At 42.4% G+C, this 22,339-nt stretch carries 21 protein-coding genes and 1 pseudogene; 14 read left to right on the top strand and 8 right to left on the bottom strand.

Annotation, left to right across the window (positions count from 1 at the left end; translation table 11 throughout):
- Position 1: 1 nt before the first annotated feature.
- The 3 genes from cas10 to V7K30_RS06065 are packed head-to-tail and all read right to left on the bottom strand — an operon-like array spanning position 2 to position 3,317.
- Positions 2–2,398: a type III-B CRISPR-associated protein Cas10/Cmr2 gene (gene cas10 / locus V7K30_RS06075; RefSeq protein WP_334998073.1), complete on the bottom strand. Its 2,397-nt coding sequence runs from the start codon at positions 2,396–2,398 to the stop codon at positions 2–4.
- A 50-nt stretch (positions 2,399–2,448) separates the two neighbouring features.
- Positions 2,449–3,003 (bottom strand): hypothetical protein, encoded by a 555-nt coding sequence (locus V7K30_RS06070; RefSeq protein WP_334998071.1) that lies wholly within the window; start codon positions 3,001–3,003, stop codon positions 2,449–2,451.
- 8 nt (positions 3,004–3,011) lie between these two features.
- Entirely contained in the window at positions 3,012–3,317 is a 306-nt protein-coding gene (locus V7K30_RS06065; protein WP_334998069.1) for a CRISPR-associated protein Csx3, read from the bottom strand.
- A gap of 255 nt (positions 3,318–3,572) precedes the next feature.
- Here V7K30_RS06065 and V7K30_RS06060 point away from each other — a divergent pair, with 255 nt between their 5' ends.
- Positions 3,573–3,719, top strand: a complete 147-nt coding sequence (locus tag V7K30_RS06060) for a zinc-binding dehydrogenase (protein WP_334998067.1) — start codon at positions 3,573–3,575, stop codon at positions 3,717–3,719.
- Positions 3,720–3,950: 231 nt separating this feature from the next.
- On the opposite strand, the gene V7K30_RS06055 is transcribed toward V7K30_RS06060, so the two are convergent.
- Positions 3,951–6,179, bottom strand: a complete 2,229-nt coding sequence (locus V7K30_RS06055) for an EAL domain-containing protein (RefSeq protein WP_334998065.1) — start codon at positions 6,177–6,179, stop codon at positions 3,951–3,953.
- Positions 6,180–7,004: 825 nt separating this feature from the next.
- Here V7K30_RS06055 and V7K30_RS06050 point away from each other — a divergent pair.
- Together V7K30_RS06050 and V7K30_RS06045 are read left to right on the top strand one after the other, a co-directional pair.
- Positions 7,005–7,394, top strand: a complete 390-nt coding sequence (locus tag V7K30_RS06050; RefSeq protein WP_334998063.1) for a hypothetical protein — start codon at positions 7,005–7,007, stop codon at positions 7,392–7,394.
- 324 nt (positions 7,395–7,718) lie between these two features.
- A complete protein-coding gene (locus tag V7K30_RS06045) occupies positions 7,719–9,461 on the top strand; it encodes an RluA family pseudouridine synthase (protein ID WP_334998061.1) in 1,743 nt (580 codons plus the stop codon).
- Positions 9,462–9,489: 28 nt separating this feature from the next.
- Here the strand turns inward: V7K30_RS06045 and V7K30_RS06040 are convergent, their stop codons facing one another.
- On the bottom strand, positions 9,490–9,756 hold the full coding sequence (locus V7K30_RS06040; RefSeq protein ID WP_334998059.1) for a type II toxin-antitoxin system VapC family toxin: 267 nt from the start codon (positions 9,754–9,756) through the stop codon (positions 9,490–9,492).
- A gap of 609 nt (positions 9,757–10,365) precedes the next feature.
- Here V7K30_RS06040 and V7K30_RS06035 point away from each other — a divergent pair.
- The 7 genes from V7K30_RS06035 (at position 10,366) to V7K30_RS06005 (ending at position 16,967) form a co-directional block, all read left to right on the top strand.
- Positions 10,366–11,415 carry an aliphatic sulfonate ABC transporter substrate-binding protein gene (locus V7K30_RS06035; protein WP_334998057.1) on the top strand — a complete coding sequence of 350 codons (1,050 nt, stop codon included), beginning with the start codon at positions 10,366–10,368 and terminating at the stop codon, positions 11,413–11,415.
- A 139-nt stretch (positions 11,416–11,554) separates the two neighbouring features.
- Positions 11,555–12,676, top strand: coding sequence for an LLM class flavin-dependent oxidoreductase (locus V7K30_RS06030; RefSeq protein ID WP_334998055.1), 1,122 nt, complete (start codon positions 11,555–11,557; stop codon positions 12,674–12,676).
- A gap of 177 nt (positions 12,677–12,853) precedes the next feature.
- Positions 12,854–13,069 carry an RRXRR domain-containing protein gene (locus V7K30_RS06025; RefSeq protein ID WP_334998053.1) on the top strand — a complete coding sequence of 72 codons (216 nt, stop codon included), beginning with the start codon at positions 12,854–12,856 and terminating at the stop codon, positions 13,067–13,069.
- A gap of 140 nt (positions 13,070–13,209) precedes the next feature.
- A complete protein-coding gene (locus V7K30_RS06020) occupies positions 13,210–13,884 on the top strand; it encodes a cysteine dioxygenase family protein (protein WP_334998051.1) in 675 nt (224 codons plus the stop codon).
- A complete protein-coding gene (locus V7K30_RS06015; RefSeq protein ID WP_334998049.1) occupies positions 13,868–14,629 on the top strand; it encodes a class II aldolase/adducin family protein in 762 nt (253 codons plus the stop codon). Before V7K30_RS06020 ends, V7K30_RS06015 begins: the two co-directional genes overlap by 17 nt.
- 153 nt (positions 14,630–14,782) lie before the next feature.
- The gene (locus V7K30_RS06010) at positions 14,783–15,904 is read left to right on the top strand and encodes a sulfonate ABC transporter substrate-binding protein (RefSeq protein WP_334998047.1); all 1,122 of its coding nucleotides are present in this window, start codon (positions 14,783–14,785) and stop codon (positions 15,902–15,904) included.
- Positions 15,905–16,145: 241 nt separating this feature from the next.
- The gene (locus V7K30_RS06005) at positions 16,146–16,967 is read left to right on the top strand and encodes an NADPH-dependent oxidoreductase (protein ID WP_334998045.1); all 822 of its coding nucleotides are present in this window, start codon (positions 16,146–16,148) and stop codon (positions 16,965–16,967) included.
- A 414-nt stretch (positions 16,968–17,381) separates the two neighbouring features.
- Here the strand turns inward: V7K30_RS06005 and V7K30_RS06000 are convergent, their stop codons facing one another.
- On the bottom strand, positions 17,382–17,558 hold the full coding sequence (locus V7K30_RS06000) for a DUF4174 domain-containing protein (RefSeq protein ID WP_334998043.1): 177 nt from the start codon (positions 17,556–17,558) through the stop codon (positions 17,382–17,384).
- A gap of 474 nt (positions 17,559–18,032) precedes the next feature.
- Positions 18,033–18,710 carry a hypothetical protein gene (locus V7K30_RS05995; RefSeq protein ID WP_334998041.1) on the bottom strand — a complete coding sequence of 226 codons (678 nt, stop codon included), beginning with the start codon at positions 18,708–18,710 and terminating at the stop codon, positions 18,033–18,035.
- Between the two features lie 528 nt (positions 18,711–19,238).
- Here V7K30_RS05995 and V7K30_RS05990 point away from each other — a divergent pair.
- Entirely contained in the window at positions 19,239–19,484 is a 246-nt protein-coding gene (locus V7K30_RS05990; protein WP_334998039.1) for a hypothetical protein, read from the top strand.
- A gap of 23 nt (positions 19,485–19,507) precedes the next feature.
- On the opposite strand, the pseudogene V7K30_RS05985 reads toward V7K30_RS05990, so the two are convergent.
- Positions 19,508–20,068 (bottom strand): annotated as a pseudogene (locus V7K30_RS05985) (ATP-binding cassette domain-containing protein); the annotation flags it as partial.
- Positions 20,069–20,099: 31 nt separating this feature from the next.
- On the opposite strand from V7K30_RS05985, the gene V7K30_RS05980 reads away from it, so the two are divergent.
- The 3 genes from V7K30_RS05980 (at position 20,100) to V7K30_RS05970 (ending at position 21,893) form a co-directional block, all read left to right on the top strand.
- Complete coding sequence (locus V7K30_RS05980; protein WP_334998037.1) at positions 20,100–20,417, top strand: hypothetical protein; 318 nt, start codon at positions 20,100–20,102, stop codon at positions 20,415–20,417.
- Positions 20,405–20,632 carry a hypothetical protein gene (locus V7K30_RS05975; protein ID WP_334998035.1) on the top strand — a complete coding sequence of 76 codons (228 nt, stop codon included), beginning with the start codon at positions 20,405–20,407 and terminating at the stop codon, positions 20,630–20,632. The genes V7K30_RS05980 and V7K30_RS05975 overlap by 13 nt, the downstream gene beginning before the upstream one ends.
- 232 nt (positions 20,633–20,864) lie before the next feature.
- Entirely contained in the window at positions 20,865–21,893 is a 1,029-nt protein-coding gene (locus V7K30_RS05970) for a serine hydrolase (protein WP_334998033.1), read from the top strand.
- The last annotated feature ends 446 nt before the right edge of the window (positions 21,894–22,339 follow it).

Raw genomic sequence — 22,339 nt, 5'->3', positions numbered from 1 at the left:
TTTATTCAGCCTCGGTAGTTGCCATTTGTGCCTCAATTACATCACTATCATCATCTGGTGAAGCAATAAAATCATACAGGTCTACAATATCTCGCCAAATGGTTTCGTAAAATGGATCTTCGGGATTTTTAGGTTCCAGCTTGCCATCATCATATATCCAAGGGGCTAAATTACCTCCATTAGTTGGATCTTTAGGTTTGCACCAGGCTTCTTCAAACTCTTCTTGTAAGTCTTGTTTACCTTGCTTGAGTCGCACTCGAAAATAACGATAATTGAGAATGGCAGTCTGCTTGCCTCTTTCTAATAAACTCCGAATTTGGTAAAGTTGCGACTTGGGAAAATTGGCATCTTTCAAAGCTTCTATTGCGCTGATTAAGCCTGCTAATTCATGTAAGGTATAGGGAGCGGCATAAAGCTTTAACTTTGGCCTGAGGTTTTTTGTCAATGCCTGTTTACGAAATTCTTTTATGTCGGATGAAATCATGGTGACAGATTTCATGGTTAAAAAATCCACCGTCCCACCACAGTATCCAGCTTTCTTCAACTTCTTGGCACGCTCTTTAGCTGATTTCAGCAACTGTTCAGTCAGGTCTTTGGCATAGTAAATGGGGGTATTATATGCTGTAATTAGTACGCCAATTGAGGTGCTGAGTTGACATTGGGAAGGTGGAGCCTCTGTCGGTTTGTAGCGATGGCATTTTTTTAAGTCTATGGGCTTACTGTTTTGCTTTATTTTATAATCACCGATTATCTTTTCACTATCTATGCTTTCTGTTAATGGCACTTGTTTGAGGAGAACTTTTTCAAATTGCTCTCCAATATTTTGAGCGATCGCCAGTGCTTTGTTAGCTGGTACAATCAAGATAATGTCATCACCACCAATGGTAATAATTTCAAAGGGATGAATTAAAGCCCCGTTGCCAAGTGTTGATTCTTCATAATTTAATTTTTGCAATTTGTGAGGATGCAGATTCTCTGCTAATGCATAATAAACTGCGTACTCCGTCGCTAATTCTACATCTCGACTAAACTCCTGATACTTTTGTGGAGTCCGAATTTTTTGGATATAACCGCCTATATTATTGCCATCAGCATAGATATAGGCAATAAAATCTTTACTGGCATTACCAATATGACTGAGGTTTTGAGCAATTTCAATGTCATCAGCTTTCAAAGCCGCGTAATATTTTTTTTGTAATCTGAGATTTTTTCCGAGAAAGCGATTGTATCTATCTACCCAGCTTTCGATTATGCCTCCTTCCCATTCTAGTTTAGATTCTTCATACCATTCGGGAATTTGAGGCGAACCTTTTTTTGCTCTGTTACCAACTAGATGTTTTCGAGCCGAAGCTTCAGAAAAATGGGATTCTCTAGGTAGTTTTGGCGGTTGGACAATCATCACCGCAGACCTACGTTCTCCCTCATCACGCATCAAGTAAGGATGCGTTTCAAACATGGGAGGATTGCAACGACTGGGGCGACTAGAAAAGTCTTGACCACTGCGACGTTGGTTAAATAGAATTGCTAATTTTGTTGTCAGTTCATTAAAACTCTTGCGGTCTGCAAAAACATCCTCAACAGACACAGCTAAATTATTACATCTTTCTGTTTTAGAATTCTCTTGATTCTTCTCCAGATTGCCAAAGTAAGCTTGAACCAGTGGTTCTTTATATTTCTGACGATACCAATCTAGCCAAAGTGTATTTTCAATAGGTTCTCTGAGCAAACCAAAGCGAATTTCTAGAAGTCTAAATGTATTTCCCACCGCGCAGGAGTTAGCTGTTAAAGTTTCTTCGGTATAGCGTTTTTCAATTGCATTCGCTAAATCATCAACAAATATAGCCGGACAAAATGCCAGAATATTACCGCCTGTTGAATAAATAATAAGTTCTGGAATTAGTGCTTCCGAGAGTTTGTAATCAATGGAAATAGTGTCATTCAGCCATTTTCTGACTTCATTACACTGAATTGTATACTGGGTTGACTTAGGATTTTTATTAAATAATGCAGGTAAATCAATCAGGTTTATGCGATCTAATAAGGCAGATGCACCACCAATATCTTGAATTTTAGATGACTCAAATACATATTGCTTTATTTTGGTTGCTCCACCGTAAACTAAGCCAATGCGGTTAGTCTGATTCCATAAATCAGGATACTTACTCTTTAATTCATCTAGAGTTTTTGGAAAGTAATCTTTATCAATACCTTGCAATTGTTGCACTTGTTCGACAAGGAATCGTACTTCTTGCGGAACATCTTCCCCATCCTTCAAAGCTTGGCGCATTTGCTGTAAAACTGTCAAATCAAACTTAGGTTTTCGCTCCTCTCCCCAAGCTAAACACCAAGCGATCGCAATCATCACAGAACTTGGATTTTCCATATTACCTGTTTTCATTTATACAAATTACTGCAATTACTCAACCCCACCAACAACTGCGCCAACTCTTACACCATCGGAGATTCTGAAACATCCTCCCCACGCTGCAAACAATGAACGCTACCTGTGAGTATGGGTGACTCAGAATCAATGCGATCTGCAACACCGTCATAATCGCTGTAGATACAGTCAATGATTTGCAAATTGAGTTCCAAACAAAACTCCCGCCAAGGATTATTTTGCGTAATATCCCCAAATAAAATTAACGCATGAGTAGCATAAGATGCAATTAATTTATTTTTATCATCAATCTTGCCACCTAAATCAATCATATTCAGAGGCAAACACGCATTTTGAACTTGTATTACTTTTTGTTGAGCAAATTCTAAAGTAAATTTAGATTTATACTCATCCTTTAACTGTTGTGCTAACGCAGCATTATTGCCTACTGTTTCCGCAAACCATGCACCTTCCCCATCAGGACAAGCTGTGATGAAATAGGGATAGGGCGCTTTTCCGGCTCGATGCATTGACATCATCGCTTGCTTCAAACCGTCCCTTAAACAAGACTTTCCCGAATGAGGAGATCCGCAAAGAACAACTTTGATTGGTAACTGTTGCATATAAGACTTTAATCAACTAAGTCACCCAGGCTGTATGCTGGGTTATGGGTAATACAGACAACATACTTGCCTAACTTGGGGTCAAAAAATGCGATCGCACCGTAAAGATGTCCTACCTTATGTGCCAATACAAAGGCTACAGGCACTGACACCGGGCCATTAATCTTGAGTAATACTCCCCCTGCTAGCTCTCCTGTTTTGCTCATCTCATCCAGACGTGCCGCCGCATCTTTGACAATTTGATCGTTTTGTGCTGGTTCAGCAAATCCGATTTTTAACACCTCACCTTCAAAGGCGATTTTGTAAGTAGTCATTTTTTGAACGCCTCCACGAATGGCTCCATGATACAGGTGATTGGAAGAAGGTACTTCCAAGCATGGTGGTTATACTGTTCTCAATGTATAACTCTGGAGCGTGCAGGCATTCTACCAAAATTGCTGCAAGCAGTCCGAATTAAAAGACGTATTAGCTTGATTGACATTTGATCAGGCAGAGGGAGTGCGATTAATCCTATGCTAATACTCTTCAAGAGTTTAGCAGTTCAGGGAATTTATATAGGCAATTGAGAAATGTTTGAGGCGATAAATCAGGCGATCGCTCAACATCAACTTTACCCTATTATTAATAGAGTTTTTCCTTTTACCGAGGCACGTAAAGTTGATCATTACCTTAAAAGTGCTGCTCACTTCGGTAAAGTTGTGATTGAGATTAAATAATCATCTTATCGACAATATTCACGATAATTGGCAGAGAACATAGAGACTGGTGCTAAGAGGATTTTTTAAAAGTTTTGGGCGAATATAATTCGCTACTAGACAAGCAAAGTCGTCTGGTGCTGACTAACACAAAATCAAGGATCTTAAACCCACGCAGGTGGGTAAAGTCTCGTGTAGCTGCGATTAGAAATCGCCAGGGCTGGTATTAATTTAGACTTGTTCATTCATCCTCTAAAGGAGATATCTAACGTCAGCATCCTCACAATCCATCTGCACTACACAATTTCTTCCTTGGGCTTTTGCCTGGTAGAGTCCCTGATCAGCAGCAGCAATTAAGGTTGCAGGAGATAATTGGCTATGAGGAGTGATGGTTGCCACACCAAGACTTAGGGTGATGAATTCACTGACATGAGAATGCGGATGAGGTATTTGTAATGCATTAAGATTGGTCTGAATATCTCTTGCAACTGCGATCGCCCCTTCCATATCAGTATTCGGCAAAATGACTGCAAACTCTTCTCCACCATAACGAGCAACTAAATCAGCCGGGTGTTTAACTGTCCGAGAGATTGCCTTGGCAACCTGTCTGAGTGCATCATCTCCTGCCAGATGTCCATGCGTATCGTTATAAAGCTTAAAGTAATCGACATCACACAAAATCAAAGATAGCGAGCCTTGCTCTCGTGCCAACCGTTGCCACTGGGCGTTGAACCTGTCATCAAAGCAGCGTCGATTTGCCACTTGGGTTAGACCATCCGAAGAGGCAAGCCGTTGTAATTCCTGGTTTGCTTGTTGTAATTGGTGGTAAAGTTCTGATTGTTGTATAGCGATCGCAGCTTGTCCCGCTAACTGGTTAAATAAGTTAATCTCCGATTGCTGCCATTGTCTAGGGTTATGGCATTGGTGTGCGATCAATAGTCCCCACAAACGCTCTTGCTGCAAAATGGGTACGACAAGGTTTGCCCGGATTTGCAAACTGCGAAGGAGGTCAAGATGACACGGCGATAGTTCTGCCGTTTGAGTGTCTTTAATCGCTTTAGTATTGCCTTGTTGGTAGTAAGCTGCACGCGTAGATTTAAAGCACGTATCCATGACGTGAAATCCCAGAATGGATATGCACCCTTCTGCTAAGGATTCTACAGCAACTAACCCACTCCAGTCTGGCTTAAACTGGTAGATTACCACTCGGTCTACCTTAAACAGTTGTCGCACTTCATCTACCGTGGTTTGCAAAATCTCGTCTAACTTCAACGATTGTCGAATGCGCTGCGTCACAGCCGCGACAATTCGCTCGGACTCGCTTTGGTGTTGAACCTGCTGCTCAACCAGCTGAGAATTTGCCGATGCTACAGTTAATGCGATCGGATCAAACTGAGGGGTTGTGGTGACAGGCACTGCACTGGGTTTAGCAATCAAATAGCCTTGAGCAAAAGTTGCACCTCGTTCTCGCAGCCAATTCAGTTCCTCAATGCACTCAATTCCTTCAGCAACAGTCTGGATATTTAACTTTTGAGTAATCTCTAGAAGCTTCTCGGTAATCGAAGCTTTGTAAAGGTCTTGATGCACATCTCGAATTAACTCTATGTCCAGCTTGATAAAGTCTGGACGTAACTGATGTAGCAAGTTTAGGCTGGAATAGCCAGACCCCAGGTCATCAAGGGCGACTAGAAACCCAGCATCCCGGTAGTATTGCAGCACCGTCTTGAGATGGTCTAAATCTTGAGGACTGTGTGACTCCACGACTTCAAAAACAACCCGATCATGGGAAATGCCCGCAGCATCAATTGCCTCTACCGTACTACGTAGGCAAAAAGCTGGGTCATAAAGTGACGTTAGTGCAAAATTGATGAAGATGTGCCCACTTACTTGATGGCGACTGGCTTGAGTAATTGCGCTGAGGCGAGCAACTTCGTCGAGTTGTGGTAGAAGTCCGGCTTCGCTTGCTAACTCCAGAATTGGTTTCGGTAGCAATATATTGCCTTGTTTATCTATTCCCCGCAAGAGCGATTCATATCCAAAAATCTGCGATGTATCTTTAATTGAGACAATTGGTTGGAAGTAACTGGTGAATCGTTCTGTTGCCAGCATTTCAACCAGCCAGTCGGATTGGTTTAACTTAATGAAGCGTTGTAATGAGGCTATGTCACTAAAATCCTGGATTTCAGGTTGCATAGCGCCTCGAATGAAAAGGACTTGCGTCTCTTTTAATTCTCTCGGTGCAAGTAGTTGGGCCAGGTTACGGGCAATTTCTAGGGACTCTCCGGGTCTACAGTTCAAACTCAAACCTGGTCGCTCGTGCATCAGTTCATACTCAAGAGCAAACTGCTGTAGGTAGGTGGTGACTTTTTTCAGAGTATGTGGAACGGGAAACCAGAGAAAGAGCCTGCCTGCTTCCTTAGTCCGGCAGCGTGCAACATTGCGACAAGCACAGGTTTTGGAGATAGGACATATTTGGCTCATAGCTAACTAATTTGCTTAATCCGATTTACTTTATTATTCCCATTATTTTTCCTAGAAAAGATAAACTAAACTTCAAATATATGAAGATTTGATGAGTTCGGTAAACTGAAAATTTAGCTGATCAAGTGACTCAGAAACATATTCCAAATTTTATAGTAAGTGCTCAACTAATTGCCGATATATTTTGTGCAATTAAGAAAAATAACGAGGAACTAAATCAATAATTTAGATTACAAAACAAAGGCAAAAGTTAGCAATAATTGTTAGCTGGATTTATTAAGAGTAATTAATATATATTATTTTCCCATTAATCTAGCCTCAATAAATAACAAAAGCTCTCAAACAAATCAATGAGATATCTCCTATTTTAGAGGAAGTAAGTCGGCACTGATATTTCAAGCTATGTTAATAAATTTAAATGTAGGGGAGCCAGTGCGTTGCGGAGCTTAAAATGACGAATATAGCAATCCGCTTTGATTTGTAAACTTACTTGCATAGGATAGGCAGGCAATAGGCAACAGCTAACAAGGATATTCGAGTTGTACTGAGTTTTTTGAAAAATTAAATAGGAGTTTTATATCCCTCTTCTCAGAAGCATTTCTGTTTCTGAGAAGAGGGATATATAACTGAATAACAAAGCCGTGGATTCTTCCGCAACAGAAGTAGATTTTACCCCCCCATATTCGTCGAAGGATTGAAAGTGACCCTGATTATGGACTGTATTAATACTCACTAAGTTTAACGAATTATAACAATACTATTTTTAGTAACTTGGGCAACTTGGGATAAGCGATACACTAAGGAAAATTCCTTGAGGAAGCGTTGATGGCACGGTCAAACGGGGTTAAAAATGAAACATCTGCACAGGAATTGCCGACAATTTCAGATGAAAATACAGTGACAATTGAAGATTTGCCCGAACCAGTGGAGGATGTGCAGGATATTGACGACATCTTGAACTCCCTCAAAAGCTTACTGAGTAACCTAGAAAAGCTCCAAAAAGTCCGGCAGGAAGTGGGCGACATCAAACCGTTGATCGGGCGGATGCTTGATGGGGAACTGGTTGCTGGTGAAGAACTTGAGCAACTCAAGGCAGGTGTGAGCAGTCTTTCTCGCCTTGTTCGTGCTTATAATGACCATCAAGCAGCGTTGGCTAAAGCACAACCTGCGAGACATTTGCTAGACCAAGTCCTCAAAGAGCGTAAAGCTAATTGAAACAAGAAGCGATCGCCTCTTTTTAGGAAATGCGATCGCACCCCTAATTACCCAAATGCGTAGACGCCAGCAATTCTCATTCTGAGAATGGTTATCAGTATGTGAAACTCAAGACTAACTGATGAAAGGTATTTGCCCGGAAATAAAATCATCGGGTCATCACTTCTCAAGTCAGCACCAGAATACTTTCTTGTTCTGTGTCTCCAAACTAATTAATTGTGACGTAACAGTTTCGCAATATTTGTACAATTATAGTGGTAGTTAATGAGTCAGTGGAGATTCTTGCCTTACGTCAATAATAGCGAGAGAACAGGTCTATATTTTATGGTGATTATCCATTCGCCTTCAGATTTCATAGACAGCAATGCATCCCCCAACTATTACTATGAAGGGCGTTGTCTTCAAAGTGGCGAGCGCCTGAAATTACCCCGCACTTCAATGTCCGAAGCGATCGCTCACGAACTTATGCAACATCTTGCCAACAATGACTGTTATTCTCGTGAAGGCAAGATGTATGGAATACTAGTGGTTGAACTTCCTAATGGCGAACAAAGGGTACTTAAAGCCTTTTCCGGTCTTTTGAATGGTTGCAGTGTTGTTGAGGGCTGGGTGCCGCCAATTCTAGGACGAGAGGAAGTTGCTTTACAGGAAGCCCGCACTTTGGCACAGTTGGATGCGATTAAGCAAGAACTCCTTACTTTGAAGCAACTAACCGAACGCCAGCAGTATGAAACCCTGTCTGATGAGTTTGAGCAACAGTTGCAAGCAATGAGCGATCGCCATCGCCATTGCAAACATCAACGACAGGAAAAACGTCAGCAAATCTGCAATCCACTCACTCCAGAAGCACTCACTATTGCCCTTGAACAACTCGACGAAGAGAGTCGACAGCAGGGAATTGAGCGACGACAACTTAAACGCCAGCAAAATGCGGTATTACAGCCCCTTCAACAGTTAATTGCAGCGACGGATGCGCGAATTAACGAACTGAAACAACAGCGTAAAGCGCTATCCCGTCAATTACAAGCTCAGATGCACGCTAGCTACAGCCTGACTAATTTTTCTGGGCGATCGCGATCATTGCAAGAATTGATGCCAGGAGGTTCGCCCACTGGCACAGGAGACTGTTGTGCCCCAAAGCTGCTCCATTATGCGGCAACACATAATCTAAAACCACTGGCAATGGCAGAATTTTGGTGGGGTGCGTCTTCCGTAAATCAGGATAAAATCCAGGGAGAATTTTATGGCGCATGTGCCGAACGATGTCAGCCATTGATGGGGTTTTTGCTCTCAGGGTTAAGACCTATTTTAATCCCTAATAGGGATTTTCACACAACGACCCCACTCTTGGTAAATACATTAACACATTTGCGTAGCTCCAATGTGTTTGACTCCAATGAAAAACGTTGTAATTTCCCAGCCTTCTCTATTAAGGGAGAGATCCCCATTATTTATGAAGATGAATGGCTGATTGCTGTAAACAAACCTGCTGGGTTACTTTCGGTGCCTGGTCGTTATCGCGATCGCCAAGATAGTGTTTTGAGTCGCTTACGTCATCTGTTACCAGATGGCATGGGGCTTGTATCTGTGCATCGCCTAGATCAGGAAACTTCTGGGGTTTTGTTATTAGCACGCGATCGTCAAACCCATCGGCAACTCAGCCAGCAGTTTCAGCAACGCCAGGTTCACAAGGTTTATGAAGCCATCCTTTCCGGTGCTGTGACAGTTGAGCAAGGTACAATTGAACTGCCACTGTGGGGAGATCCGGAAAATCGCCCTGAGCAAAAAGTTGATTGGCAGCACGGTAAACCCAGCTTGACACATTTCCAGGTAATGGCGAGGGAAGGAGACTACACCCGCGTAGAATTTACGCCGCTAACAGGACGGACTCATCAGTTGAGAGTTCATGCAGCTGATACGCGAGGACTTGGGGTAACTATTTTAGGCGATCGCCTTTATGGATGCTGTGCAGTTACCAATCGGTTACATCTGCACGCTAGAGAACTTCGCTTCGAGCATCCGCAGTTAGAAAAAACCCTGCATTTGCAAGCAATTACCCCGTTTTGATGCTCAATTTAAATTATACTAAAAGGCGTTAGGGGTATTGATTGGGGTTTTCAATCATTAGCCCTTCACTTGCAGCTGCTGCGTTCAACTCATTATCGGCAGATGCAAAGTTCATAGGGGGTAAACCGTTAGTTATGCAGAGGGCATTTATAGTACAAGCGGCTGCTAGCTGAACTGCGTCGTAACCTCGTAATCCCCGTATTTCAGCTAATGCCATTGCAGAGTTGATGATATGAACCGTAATTTCTACAACCTGATACTCAGATAATAAATCGTTCTTGAACTGATTACACACAGATGTTGCATCTGAAATACTAATACTGCCACCACGCGCCCGTCTTGTAATCGCAGCAATAATTTCAACACCTGTAATTGCAGCGATTAATACTTCATTTGTATTTGTTAGGAACTAGGCGATGTCTCCGAACAAAGCTATTTTTTAAGCAAAAATACTCACTCTAGTTTTGTTACATTTCTCTTGTTCCCATGCTGAATATGGGAATGGCTGATTTGAGGCTCCGTCTCCAGTCAGACATTGAGTCAGCAGCCCACATAAATGTATTCCCAGGCGGAAGCCTGGGAACGAGGAAATCCCAAAGAGCCAAAGCGTAGCTTTGTCTCCCCTAAGAGCAAGCCTATTGCTTTTTAAATTTGGATGTGATAATTTCTGCTTGTAGTCTATTTAACGGTTATCCGACCAATTTACCGTATTTAGCCTAACTAATATCGCAGCTAAGAGACTTCCCAATAAAAAATATCCAACTAATTATTGTGAAACCACCGCACAAGATTGGATGATTTATTCCTTGAAAATCCCTAAATGAGCAGTAAAGACGAGAGTGCTGGAGTTGACCTTTAGACTCTCATTCTTATCTTTTCTTTAATCAAAGGAGTAATAAAAAAGTTGTTGAATCAGTTCAAAAAGTTCTTATTTTTATTGCCACAATGCTCAGTCAAGTCCTTTAGTGCCTTTTTGGTTGCTAGTTCCTGGCTAGGTTTGGTGATTTCTGGCTGCGCTCCCAGTAACTCTGCAAATACTAACACTGCCCAAAATGTCAGTAACCAGACTCAAGAGAAAACTAGTTTGATTCGCCTGGGATACCAAAAGGGAGGTGTGGTACCAATTGCACGTCAACGAGGAGAGTTAGAAAAGAGGCTTGCGGCTCAAAATATCAAAACTGAGTGGGCTGGCCCCTTTGACCGATGTGCTACCTTACTCCAAGCAATTAGCGCTAATCAAGCCGATATCGGTGGGTGCGGAGACATTCCTGGATTGTCAGCGATCGCCGCCGGACAGGATCTATGCATTGGGGCTGTCCAGCGTCCCAGACCTGAATCATTGAGCAGTGCGATCGTAGTCCGCGGTGATTCTCCTATCCGTAAGCCTGCTGACCTTGTAGGTAAAAAAGTCGCTGTCAATCAGGCTGGTGCAGGCGAGTATCTGTTATTAAAAGTATTGGAAAAAGAGAACATTCCTAAAGAAAAAGTTCAGCGTGTCTTCTTAGCTCCAACTGATGCCGCACCCGCTCTCTACCAAGGAACTGTGGACGCTTGGGCAGTTTGGGAACCATATATCTCAGTTGCTGAATTAGAGCATGGTGCTAGGAGAATCACCACAACCCATCCAGCGCCTACCTACAGTGTAATGCTTGTGCGTAATCAGGCTGCGGCTAAATCTCCAGAAGCCGTAAAAGCAGCTTTCAGGGGTTTAAGCGAGGAATACGATTGGTTGAATGCAAATACGGCAAAATCAGCCGAATTTCTGGTCAAGGACATCAAAATCTCTCCAGCCGTAGCCAAGCGGGTAACTGAGAATCAAGGGCCACAGCTACTTGTCACACCGAATGCTAATGATGTTGTCAAAATTCAGAAGACGGCTGACTGGATGCTGGAGCAAAAGATTTTACCGAAAAGAGTAGATGTTGCTGCGACTATCTGCCCCACGGCTAAGTAGGAGCAGGGGACAAGGGGAATAACTAATGCCCAATGCCCAATGCCCAATGCCCAATGCCCAATGCCCAATGTCCCAATGTCCCAATGCCCAATGCCCAATGCCCAATGCCCAAAGTTTGTAATTTTTAAGGAGATGCACTATGCCGATTGAATTTATTGGGATGATTGGAACGCGACAAATATCTGAGTTAGATGGGCCGACAGTTTCGCTCACCGGTGGTTCCATAGACGCCGCCTATGTCCGCAAGTTTGCTAAGGCACATGAGGATGGTGGCTTTGATCGGGTGCTGGTAGGCTATGGTTCAACTGGCCCCGATGGCTTAACTGTGGCGTCGTTCGCGGCGGCGGCAACAGAACGGTTGAAGTTTTTAATCGCCCACCGCCCTGGTTTCGTCGCTCCTACACTCTTCGCACGCAAGACAGCAACTTTGGATCATTTTACTAATGGTCGCATTGCCGTACACATTATTACAGGTGGCAGCGATGCCGAACAGCAACGCGATGGTGATTGGCTTGACCATGATACTCGCTATCGCCGTACAGATGAGTACCTCGATATCGTGCGCCGGGTGTGGACGAGTGATACTCCCTTCGACTATGAGGGCGAATTCTACCGGGTGAAAGATGCTTACTCAGATGTGAAGCCTTTACAACAGCCGCACATACCCCTCTACTTTGGGGGTGCTTCTGGTGCAGCAGTACCTGTGGGTGCAAAGCATAGTGATGTCTATGCTATGTGGGGAGAACCCATTGCGGCGGTTAAGGAACGGATACGCGAAGTAAAAGCTGTAACACCACCAGGGCGATCGCCACGCTTTAGTGTATCGCTGCGACCAATTCTAGGTGATACTGAGGAGAAGGCTTGGGAACAAGCACACTCAATTCTATCGCGGGTTAAGGAAATTCGGGCTGCAAAAACAGAAAATCAGCTACCGATAACTCCTTACTTTAATTCAGCCCGTCCGCAAGCAGTCGGTTCCAATCGTTTGCTAAAGTTTGCCCAAGAAAGCGAAATTTTCGATAAGCGCTTGTGGACGCCAATTGCCGCCGCTACTGGTGCTTATGGTAATACTACCGCCCTGGTTGGTACACCGGAGCAAGTAGCAGAGTCCCTTGTGGATTACTATGATGCAGGGGTAAGTACTCTATTGATTCGGGGATTTGATCCATTAGGAGATGCGATCGCTTACGGTCGTGATGTGATTCCGCTAGTCCGGGCAGAAGTGCAACGCCGGGAGCGACAAGCAGGGATCGTTGTTTAGGGACTGACAAATAAAAAATCTTGTGGGGTGGGGCGAAAAGTCCGCCCGTAGCCAAAGACGCTCATGTTGACCACTCCACTAGATTGAAGAATTTATTTGTTGGAATCCCTAAGATCAAGATTGGAGATTGATTTTTTGATAGTCCCTTAACAACTTTATTCGTAAGGAATATCATGCATGACCAAAGTATTGATTCTCGATGCCAACCAACAACCGTTATATCCAGTCCGTATCAGCCGTGCTAGGCTGCTATTGTCACAAGGGAAAGCTACCGTATTCCAGCGATATCCCTTTACTATCATTCTGAAGGAGTCCCTTTCTCGTCTAAAACTTGAGCAACTTGGCTTCAAGATTCATCCTGCTGTTAAAACTACTAAGCTGTCGCGCGTATAACTTGCACTTTTTATGGTCTGGAACCCTTGTTGCAACGAGAACACTCTCGAAAATTAAAGACGCGACAGCTTAGTACTATTGTCAGCAAAGATCAAAAAATTGCTGCTAATCTTAGTCGCCTGCCAAACCGAGGAATATAGATGACGAACCACACCATCTTGGAACCATTGCCAGAAGACCAATGGTTTACCCTGAGCCAAGAACTAGGATCCTTTGTAGCAACAGTGCGTGAAATTAGGGCTAGTACTGTTGACGATCGCACACAAACTCTGGCTAGATTAGAACCCTATTTTCAAGAACTGCTGGCCCAACAGGAATGGCTCCCGGAAAAATTTGCCCAAATCAATCCCGAAAGCAAGATGGGCGGCGGTATTGGTCAGTGGCTGCTTTATCGCGCCAAAGACCGTTCCCTCTCAGTCTTCAGTTTGGTGATTCCCCCAGGTTCAACCACTCCCGTCCACGACCATTTAGCGTGGGGATTGATTGGTTTATACAAAGGCAATCAAGAAGAAACAGTCTATCGCCGTGTAGATAACGGCGATGCCCAAGGACACGCACAATTACAAGTAACTGAAGTGCGAGCGCTTCAACCAGGAGATATCTACCGCCTCCTACCTCCAGATGGTGATATCCACGCCGTCAAAACCACATCCCAGAGCGCATCTGTATCTATCCATCTTCTGGGTAATGATACTGGCTGCGTCTTGCGTCACCAGTTCATCCCAGAATCTCAGAGCGTCAAATCGTTTCGCTCTGGATATTCCAACGCTCCCTGCAAAGAGGAAGAGGAAAAAGAACATGCCCAGGTACGATAGACCACAACCCCCCGTATTCGAGCGAGTTGAAGACGAACGCCTGCACCGTAAGCAACGCCTAGCCGCTGCCTTTCGCCTGTTTGGTAAATTTGGGTTCAGCGAGGGAATTGCAGGCCATATTACGGCTCGTGATCCAGAATTTACAGACCATTTTTGGGTCAATCCATTAGGAACATACTTTGGTCACATCCGAGTTTCTGACCTGCTTTTGGTTAACAGAGAAGGTGAAGTGGTTAAAGGCGAAGCTGAAGTAAATCGAGCTGCTTTTGCCATCCATTCTCAGATTCATGAAGCTCGACCTGATGTCATAGCGGCGGCTCACGCCCATTCACTTTATGGTAAAGCCTGGTCTAGTTTAGGTCGTCTCCTTGACCCCTTGACTCAAGATTCTTGTGCTTTTTACGAAGATCATGCGCTGTTTGACGATTTCACAGGTGTGGTTTTAGAAACTTCTGAAGGTCAACGACTGGCGCAAGCCTTGGGGCCAAAGAAAGCCATAATCCTGCGTAACCACAGCATTTTAACTGTGGGACATACGGTAGATGAAGCTGCCTTTTGGTACATTAGTTTAGAGCGATCGTGCCAAGCCCAACTATTGGCAGAAGCCGCCGGTAGACCCACTACTATCAAACATGAAACAGCCCGTTTAACACAAACTCAAGTGGGGTCACATACAAGTGGGTGGTTCAGTTTCCAGCCACTTTACGACAGGATTGTGCGCGAAGAACCCGATTTCCTGAATTAGTGTTGTGTTTTTTGGCTCTGGTCTAATAGGCGGGGAAGTTTCCATTTACCCTACTTCCCGCTATTTTTTATGAGAAATTTCCCTGAATTTATTTATATACTCCGGTAAACCTATAAGTTTATAGTATTAATATAGCCCAGAGAAATTATTTTGATGATTAACCTAATCTTTCGCCGTTTCATTGCCAAGTGGATATCGTTGAGAAAATTCAGGAATATCCGCTTTAACAACCAACATAAATTATTCTTCTCTTCTTCTGTTTTGCCAATAGCGGGGGCTTTTGTTACAGGGCTGTGTTTAAGCGTGCTATTTGCCGCCTGCTCATCGACATCGACTGTTAATTCCCCTAATCCCAGTGCCACATCTGTTAGCAATTCTACTTCCAGTAAAGCAACAGTAGTAAGATTTGGCTATCAAAAATCGACCATTTTGCTGAGAGCTAAGGGTGTTTTAGAAAAGCGTTTGTCACCAGAGGGCATAACTGTACAGTGGACTGAATTTCAAGCGGGGCCACAACTACTAGAAGCCATGAATGTAGGTAGTATTGACATCGGCCCTGTAGGAGAATCACCGCCAATATTTGCTCAAGCAGCGGGAGCATCACTAACTTATGTTGTTGGTATTGCGGCTACTCCAGCTAGTTCAGCAATTCTTGTTCCTCAAAATTCACAAATTCAAAAACTTACTGACCTCAAAGGTAAAAAAGTTGCCTTTCAAAAAGGCTCTAGCGCTCACTTATTGTTAGTCCAAGCTTTAGAAAAAGCGGGATTGAAATATACTGACATTGAACCTAAATATTTGGCACCAGCTGATGCCCGCGCTGCATTTGTCAAGGGTAGTGTAGATGCCTGGGTAATTTGGGACCCCTTCTATGCAGCAGCTCAAGAAGCAACTAAAGCCAGAGTCCTGATTGATGGCACAGGAATTAATAAACAGGGTGGATATTATTTGATGACCCGCAAATTTGTTACTGAAAACCCTCAAACTGTGAAGGTAATACTGGAGGAAATTCAAAATCTAGAAGAATGGTCTAAACAGAATCGAGAAGAAGTAGCGAAAACTCTAGCACCTGTGTTAGGAATTGATGTAGAAACGATGAAAAAAGCAACTAACAGACGGACTTTTGGACTTGTGCCAATTGATGACAATCTAATAAATATACAACAAGGTGTTGCGGATACATATTATAAATTGAAGTTAATTCCCAAAGAGGTAAATGTGAAGGATGCAGTATTGACAAAAGAGCAATACGCTGCATTCTCACCAAAAACTTAAGCTAGTACAATGAATCGGCTATAGGGGCACACAGATGTATACCCCTACAAATGCCTCGTTCCTAGTCTCCGACTAGGAATGCCCTCTGTGAGGCTCCGCCTCCTATTCAAAAGCGGCAGCAGCGCAATGAAGAACATTTCCAGGTATAACCTGGAAACAAGATTTTAAACCTGAAGTTGACACTAATGACATCTGTAAGCCCCTAAAGTTTTTTATTCAACTGACAATTTTGGAATTGATTATGACTAATCCTACAGAACTACTGCGATCGCGCTACGGTGAAATTCCCTTCAATCCCGAAATTGAATGGAATGATTCTCTGACAGCACTACTATCTCACCGTTCAATCCGGTCTTATTTATCCGATCCTCTACCGCCGGGAACTCTAGAGTTACTAATTGCAGCCGCCCAATCTGCATCTACTTCTTCTAATTTGCAAACCTGGAGTGTGGTAGCAGTCGAAGATCAACAGCGCAAAGAGGAGTTATCCAAGCTAGCGGGAAACCAAGCACATATTAAGCAAGTGCCTTTATTCTTAGTTTGGTTAGCAGACTTGGCGCGTCTAAGTTACGTTGCTGACAGTCGCGGCATATCTCATGATGCGCTGGAATACTTGGAAATGTTTGTGATGGCAACAATTGATGCAACGTTGGCGGCGCAAAACGCAGCAGTCGCAGCTGAGTCACTCGGTTTAGGAACAGTATATATCGGCGGAATCAGAAACCGCCCGCAAGAGGTAGCAGAGATATTGAATTTGCCCTCCTCTGTGTATGCTGTGTTTGGGCTGTGTGTAGGCTATCCGAATCCTGAGGTAGAAGCAGCGATTAAGCCAAGGTTGCCACAATCAGCGATACTGCACCGCGAAACTTATAAATTGGCAGATCAAGAAGAAGCGATCGCTCACTACAACGACATCATCAAAGAATTCTATACTGAACAAAAGATGAATGTCCCTGGCGATTGGTCAGAACACTCAGCCCAAAGGATCGCAACTGTTGAGTCATTGAGAGGACGCGATCGCTTGCGGGAAGCTCTCAATAACCTCGGCTTCAAATTACTGTAAACAACAAGAATCAAGATTATGGATTTGCAACTCCGTGGCAAAATCGCCTTAGTGACAGCTGCTAATGAAGAGTGCTGAGTTAAAAGACCGCCCACAAGAGGCGGGGCTTTTACCATAGCGCAAACGTACTGATTACTCTTCTTACTCAGCACTCAGCACTCAGCACTCAGTACTGAGTATGGTAAAGGTTTGGGCAAAGCTACAGCAAGGCAATTTGCCCGTGAGGGTGCAAAAGTTGCTCAGCTAATCCGCCTTTAAGTTGCATAATCCTTAGCCTCAGAAAGACGCTCTTACGCGGGGAAGGGGAGACGCGGGGATGCAATTTGAATGATTATTAGCTTATCTGCGCCCGCAGTGATCCCAGAATTGAAGGGCGATCGCAGTTTTGCAACTTTGACTCTTTGAATTTTATAGCTACTTTCTGCCTCTAATTTGCATTTCTTGCTGGTGCATAGGCATAGTGTATATTTGCTCAAAAATTACTGTCGCTTGGACTGGTGTAGTGTCTTGACGCTTAACACCACCATCTTTGCCCACCAAAATGACCCGAAAATTTTCTTTATCAACCCCAAATAACTTTAACTTTTTCAACCATAGGAGAGAGCAGAGCGATCGCTCCTATTCAACCGAGGAAAATTCAAGCGATCGCTCCCTCACAGACAATTATTACAAAAGAGCTTAGTTATGAGATGACCAAGCTCTTAGTTAGTACAGCATTTCATTAATTCGTAGCGAATTAAATTTGGCAATGTCAATGCATCCCTCTGCATTTAAAAATGTTAATAATTGCGCTGACTTACCCCCGACAATTTCAATCACGCCTGAGTTCCCTTACTTTTTCTTGATTCGGAGAATCTCGATAAGCCAATAATTTCCGGTAGTATTTCCAGAAATTATCGAGGAGTCGGTAGATTTTGTGCAATCGCATCCCGAAATAGCCTATTTCCATTCTTGGTTTTAGCACTTATACAAAATCGCGTTGCTCCCGCGAGCATCTGGGTTTCCCCAAGTAGAGCAAGTGGCGTGGGAACCCTGTGTTGTAGGCGTCTTTGATCGGAAAGGTTTTCAGAAATATTTTGGTTTCAAAGGAGAAGCAGGAGCTGATAATATGAGGATATTTCTCACATTACTAACGTAACGGCCTCCAGCTTTGTCACCTGGAACTACTAAACGAGCAAATCCTTCATCTATTAAAGACACGACTGTACCATCACTACCTTTTTTTTCATATGCAACTAGCACTGTTTTCCCTTCAAAGTTAGGTTGAATTTCACCAATAGTTATAACTGCACCATAGCAATCTGTGGCTTCAACTAGAACATATTGCCTCAGAAAAGAGTTTTTAGAATTCAAACCAGAATTCCCAGGTTTGAGACCACCTCCGGCTTTCGGATTATTAATCAATTCCCATAGGGGGACTCCATAGTATGTTTCTGTTCGTGGACCTGAGCTGGTTTGAAAGCTCACAGTGATTTCAGTAACTAATGCTGGATTTTGTTTTTTTAAAGCATCTCGCAAATTTCTGAAGTTTTGCAAGTTATAGGTGGTTGGATTATTGAGTTCTCCACCCAAGCGAAAACTTGGCGAAAAACCTCCAGGACACTTATTTTTATCCCAGAGAGATGATATTTTTTCTTCTCGATCCGAGGGAAGACCACTCTTTGAGTCAGCTAAAGTAGGCTGCCATAAAACCAGTATCGATAGTATTAAAGACGCAATGGGTATCTGGCGGGTAAAACGCATAAAACATTTCTCCGTTTACTATTGAATATTGAAAAAATTAGATGGTTTTGCTCAAAGCTGTTTGCTTACCACAAATTAGTATCGTTATTGCCAAAACTGAGCAAGTTGACAAGAGATTTTGTTAGAAAAAATAAAACCGATTCTCTCGTTCAACTTTCAACTCCTTACCAGACGATACAAAATAGCTAGTTTTCAATAGGAGTTATTAAAAACTAATAAATCACTCGCCAAAATTAGCCGCAAACCTCTTGTTATATTAGATTTGCGTTTCTCAAAATGGATGAGTTTATCTGTGTAATGTACTGAAAATAATACCAACTTATTAAGTAAAATACCATATTATTTGGTAATTAAACACTAACAAAATTAATTTTTATTTCTTTTTAAAATAGTTAAGCTTAATATTGTAAACAAATTTGCTGTCTTATTTGCTTTATAAATAGCTAATTATCAAGCTAATAAACTGTTGTGGGTGAGACTCACGTGTAAATTGGAAAACTGTCCAAGTTGTGGAGAAGGATTGTAGTTGTGCCAATAGGCGAATGTTCTACCCTCCGTGAACGGTTACTCAATTACTTAGTTAGCAGCGATCGCACCACAACAAATGTTAGCTTTGTAAGTTGTGGCATCTATACCGATTTAACTGGTATAAATGCCATAATTATATCAATTGTCGCAGTAGGTGTCACCCAGAGGGCTGTCGCTAGATATCACTCTTGGCGGCACAAAGATTTGGAGCGATCGCCTATTTTTTTTAGGATACAACGAGTTTGAAAACATGCCCTAGTCGTTCAACATTACATAGGCTTCTGTCGTTTGATTTGAACATTTGTGGAGGGTTTAGTAATATTTGCTTTTTGAGTTCGATAATCCTGTACTGTCATAAGTCGCCAACTGGAATCGTGTGAAAGTTCCAAAACCTATTGATGATAATCAAACAGACTCTCTCGATGTCCAACACTAATAAAAGTTGTTTTCGTTGATTGTAACTGTTGATATAAATCTCCTTCATTTTTCAAATCTAAAGCACTGGTTGCTTCATCTAATATAGTGAAACTAGAATGGGTAACTAACAGTCGTGCAAATGCTAGGCGTTGTTGTTCTCCCAGCGATAGTATATTCTCCCAAGGAACTTCTGTATCAAAGCCATTGACTCGAGTCAGCAAGTTTTGCCGGTTGACTTGTTGCAAAACTTCTTTGAGATCCTGGTTGGTCATCTGGCGATTTGTATTAGGATAAAGCAATTGTTCACGCAAAGTTCCCAAAATTATGTAAGGACGTTGGGGCAAAAATAAGACTTCTTCTAGGGGAGGTCGCACCAGACACCCAGTGCCCGCATTCCACAAACCAGCGATCGCTATTTGCAGTACCAATTATCCGTATTTATGTATGGCTGGCGAAACATTTAAAGCGAATTTTATACCGCGTAAAAATCTTGCAGCTTTCTTAAATGCTTGGTTAGCAGCACCCGATACCGTACTGTTGCAAAGACACTTCATAAACGCTCATATTCTCGAAGCTGTAGATAAGTATAATCCCCAAAAAGATGTTGTATTTTTGTTGGAGTACGGTCATAACGCTGGGTTTTTCTATTTAACTAATTTACCAATTACACCACCGCAATGTTACAAAACTGTATGCAGAGAATGGGCAGAATTCCAACCGATATTCACCCCCTCAGTCGGAGAAAAAATATGTCAAGATTAATTCAACATAAAATTCCTCTAGCTGGAGTGAAACCTTTTGCAGGCAATTATCCTGTAGAATTTTCACAAGAGTTAGACAATCCGAAAGAACCAATAAATATTAGTCATTTTTTGGTCTTTAGTTTCCGCTTTTTAATCGGTTCAATTGCAGGTGCTTTCTTGATTGCTGTCTCCATGTATAAATCACTGCTGGCAAAAATAAGACTGCAATCTTAATCTCTGAGTATTTGTATAAATATATAATTAGGTGATGTAATATATGGAAAAATTACGTACTCATGTTTTGCTTTTATTTCATATTTTTTATTCCCCAACTTGCAGAAAATTATGTTATCTATATATCTTGACATGGGAAATCTTAGTGAATATTATGTCAATCAATCCGGATTTGATTTACTTATCCGGAAAATCTCTGTAAGTAAATCCACCCCTATTCTCACACCACTACATGAAACTACGCTGGCTCTTACTTAGCTTCACAAGTATTCTTCTACTGTCGTCGCCAGTAAAGGCGAATCCTAATATAAATCAAGTTGACAGCGCAGATGGCGGCAGTGGAAATCAATCAGATTTACAACTACCAGAACTGAAATTCATTCCCCCAACTCCCTCAAACGATTTTGTCAATTTAACGGATACTCCTAAATACACTGGTATAGTTCCTCTAGGACGAGAAATATCGGAACTACAAACTCCAATTAAAGCATTAATGGCTCGTTACAGATTCCTCACTCCCGGAATCTTTTTTATGGACTTACAAACAGGGGATTATTTAAATATCAATGGTGGTCAAGCTTTCTCTGCCGCTAGCACAATTAAGTATCCTATTTTGATTGCTTTGTTTCAGGGAATAGATGCAGGGAGAATCAAATTAAGTGAAACATTGGTAATGCAACGTAAACACGTTACTGGTGGTTCTGGAGATATGCAGTATCGCCGGGTGGGAACTAAGATTAGTCTTTTGGAGACTGTAACCAAAATGATGACTATTAGCGATAATACTGCTACAAATATGATTATCGACCGTTTAGGTGGTAAGGCAAATTTAAATCAGCGGTTTCACACTTGGGGATTACAAAGTACTGTGATTCACAATATGTTAGGAGACTTTCAAGGAACTAATAAAACTAGTGCGAAAGACTTAGTACGATTGTCAGCTTTGATTGCAAATAATCAGTTAATTTCTGATACAAGTCGTTCTCAAGTTTTAGGTATCATGAATCATTGCCATAATAGAAGCTTACTCCCGTCTGGTTTGGGTTATGGGGCAAGTATTGCTCACAAAACAGGCACTCTGCGATTTGTACTGGGAGATGCGGGTATCATTGAAACACCATCAGGTAAACGTTACTTAGCAGGAATTTTCGTGCGAAGACCGAATAATGACGAAAGAGCAACAGCTTTTATTCGTCAAGTTTCTCAGATGGTATATGGCTACTTCGAGCAACCAAAAGTTAGCCAGATAATCAAAAGGTGATAAGCCGTGGCGCATCTAAATTGTACTTTTTGGGGACTGAAAGGCTTACTGTGAGCTTTTCAGCTTGAAAAATTAAATGCGTGTCAGCTTAGAACTAAACATCACAGATGAGGAAAGTGACGCTGCGATACCTTCGGTAAGCTATCGCTAACGCCAAATTTGGCTGTGACTGTCTTAAAGCTATAAATGCGCTGCGTCAGACGCGAGGAATCACTATTGGAGTTGAAGGTGAGTATTTTCCACCAACAGAGAAAATCACACCCTGTACAGACAAAAAAGTACAGACCGATTCTCAATAGCACAATACAAATTATATGGGTGCTTTTATAGTAATTTGAGAAAGCTTTGTCTACCTGTTCAAAAAATGGGTGGACAAAGCTTATATTGTCTTTAAGAAAACCTAATTTATCTCTATCTTCACTATATAAAGTTTAATTTACTATCTA

This window comes from Nostoc sp. (assembly GCF_036917655.1).
Classification (GTDB): Bacteria; Cyanobacteriota; Cyanobacteriia; order Cyanobacteriales; family Nostocaceae; genus Nostoc.
The sequence above is the reverse complement of the archived record's forward strand: the minus strand, read 5'-3'. Positions and strand labels throughout refer to the sequence as shown.

What these genes read in the sequence shown, in the direction of transcription:
- cas10 (WP_334998073.1), bottom strand. Translation starts at nt 2,398, where the DNA reads ATGAAAACAGGTAATATGGAAAATCCAAGTTCTGTGATGATTGCGATC.
- V7K30_RS06070 (WP_334998071.1), bottom strand. Translation starts at nt 3,003, where the DNA reads ATGCAACAGTTACCAATCAAAGTTGTTCTTTGCGGATCTCCTCATTCG.
- V7K30_RS06065 (WP_334998069.1), bottom strand. Translation starts at nt 3,317, where the DNA reads ATGACTACTTACAAAATCGCCTTTGAAGGTGAGGTGTTAAAAATCGGA.
- V7K30_RS06060 (WP_334998067.1), top strand. Translation starts at nt 3,573, where the DNA reads ATGTTTGAGGCGATAAATCAGGCGATCGCTCAACATCAACTTTACCCT.
- V7K30_RS06055 (WP_334998065.1), bottom strand. Translation starts at nt 6,179, where the DNA reads ATGAGCCAAATATGTCCTATCTCCAAAACCTGTGCTTGTCGCAATGTT.
- V7K30_RS06050 (WP_334998063.1), top strand. Translation starts at nt 7,005, where the DNA reads ATGGCACGGTCAAACGGGGTTAAAAATGAAACATCTGCACAGGAATTG.
- V7K30_RS06045 (WP_334998061.1), top strand. Translation starts at nt 7,719, where the DNA reads ATGGTGATTATCCATTCGCCTTCAGATTTCATAGACAGCAATGCATCC.
- V7K30_RS06030 (WP_334998055.1), top strand. Translation starts at nt 11,555, where the DNA reads ATGCCGATTGAATTTATTGGGATGATTGGAACGCGACAAATATCTGAG.
- V7K30_RS06025 (WP_334998053.1), top strand. Translation starts at nt 12,854, where the DNA reads ATGACCAAAGTATTGATTCTCGATGCCAACCAACAACCGTTATATCCA.
- V7K30_RS06020 (WP_334998051.1), top strand. Translation starts at nt 13,210, where the DNA reads ATGACGAACCACACCATCTTGGAACCATTGCCAGAAGACCAATGGTTT.
- V7K30_RS06015 (WP_334998049.1), top strand. Translation starts at nt 13,868, where the DNA reads ATGCCCAGGTACGATAGACCACAACCCCCCGTATTCGAGCGAGTTGAA.
- V7K30_RS06010 (WP_334998047.1), top strand. Translation starts at nt 14,783, where the DNA reads ATGATTAACCTAATCTTTCGCCGTTTCATTGCCAAGTGGATATCGTTG.
- V7K30_RS06005 (WP_334998045.1), top strand. Translation starts at nt 16,146, where the DNA reads ATGACTAATCCTACAGAACTACTGCGATCGCGCTACGGTGAAATTCCC.
- V7K30_RS05995 (WP_334998041.1), bottom strand. Translation starts at nt 18,710, where the DNA reads ATGCGTTTTACCCGCCAGATACCCATTGCGTCTTTAATACTATCGATA.
- V7K30_RS05980 (WP_334998037.1), top strand. Translation starts at nt 20,100, where the DNA reads ATGGCTGGCGAAACATTTAAAGCGAATTTTATACCGCGTAAAAATCTT.
- V7K30_RS05975 (WP_334998035.1), top strand. Translation starts at nt 20,405, where the DNA reads ATGTCAAGATTAATTCAACATAAAATTCCTCTAGCTGGAGTGAAACCT.
- V7K30_RS05970 (WP_334998033.1), top strand. Translation starts at nt 20,865, where the DNA reads ATGAAACTACGCTGGCTCTTACTTAGCTTCACAAGTATTCTTCTACTG.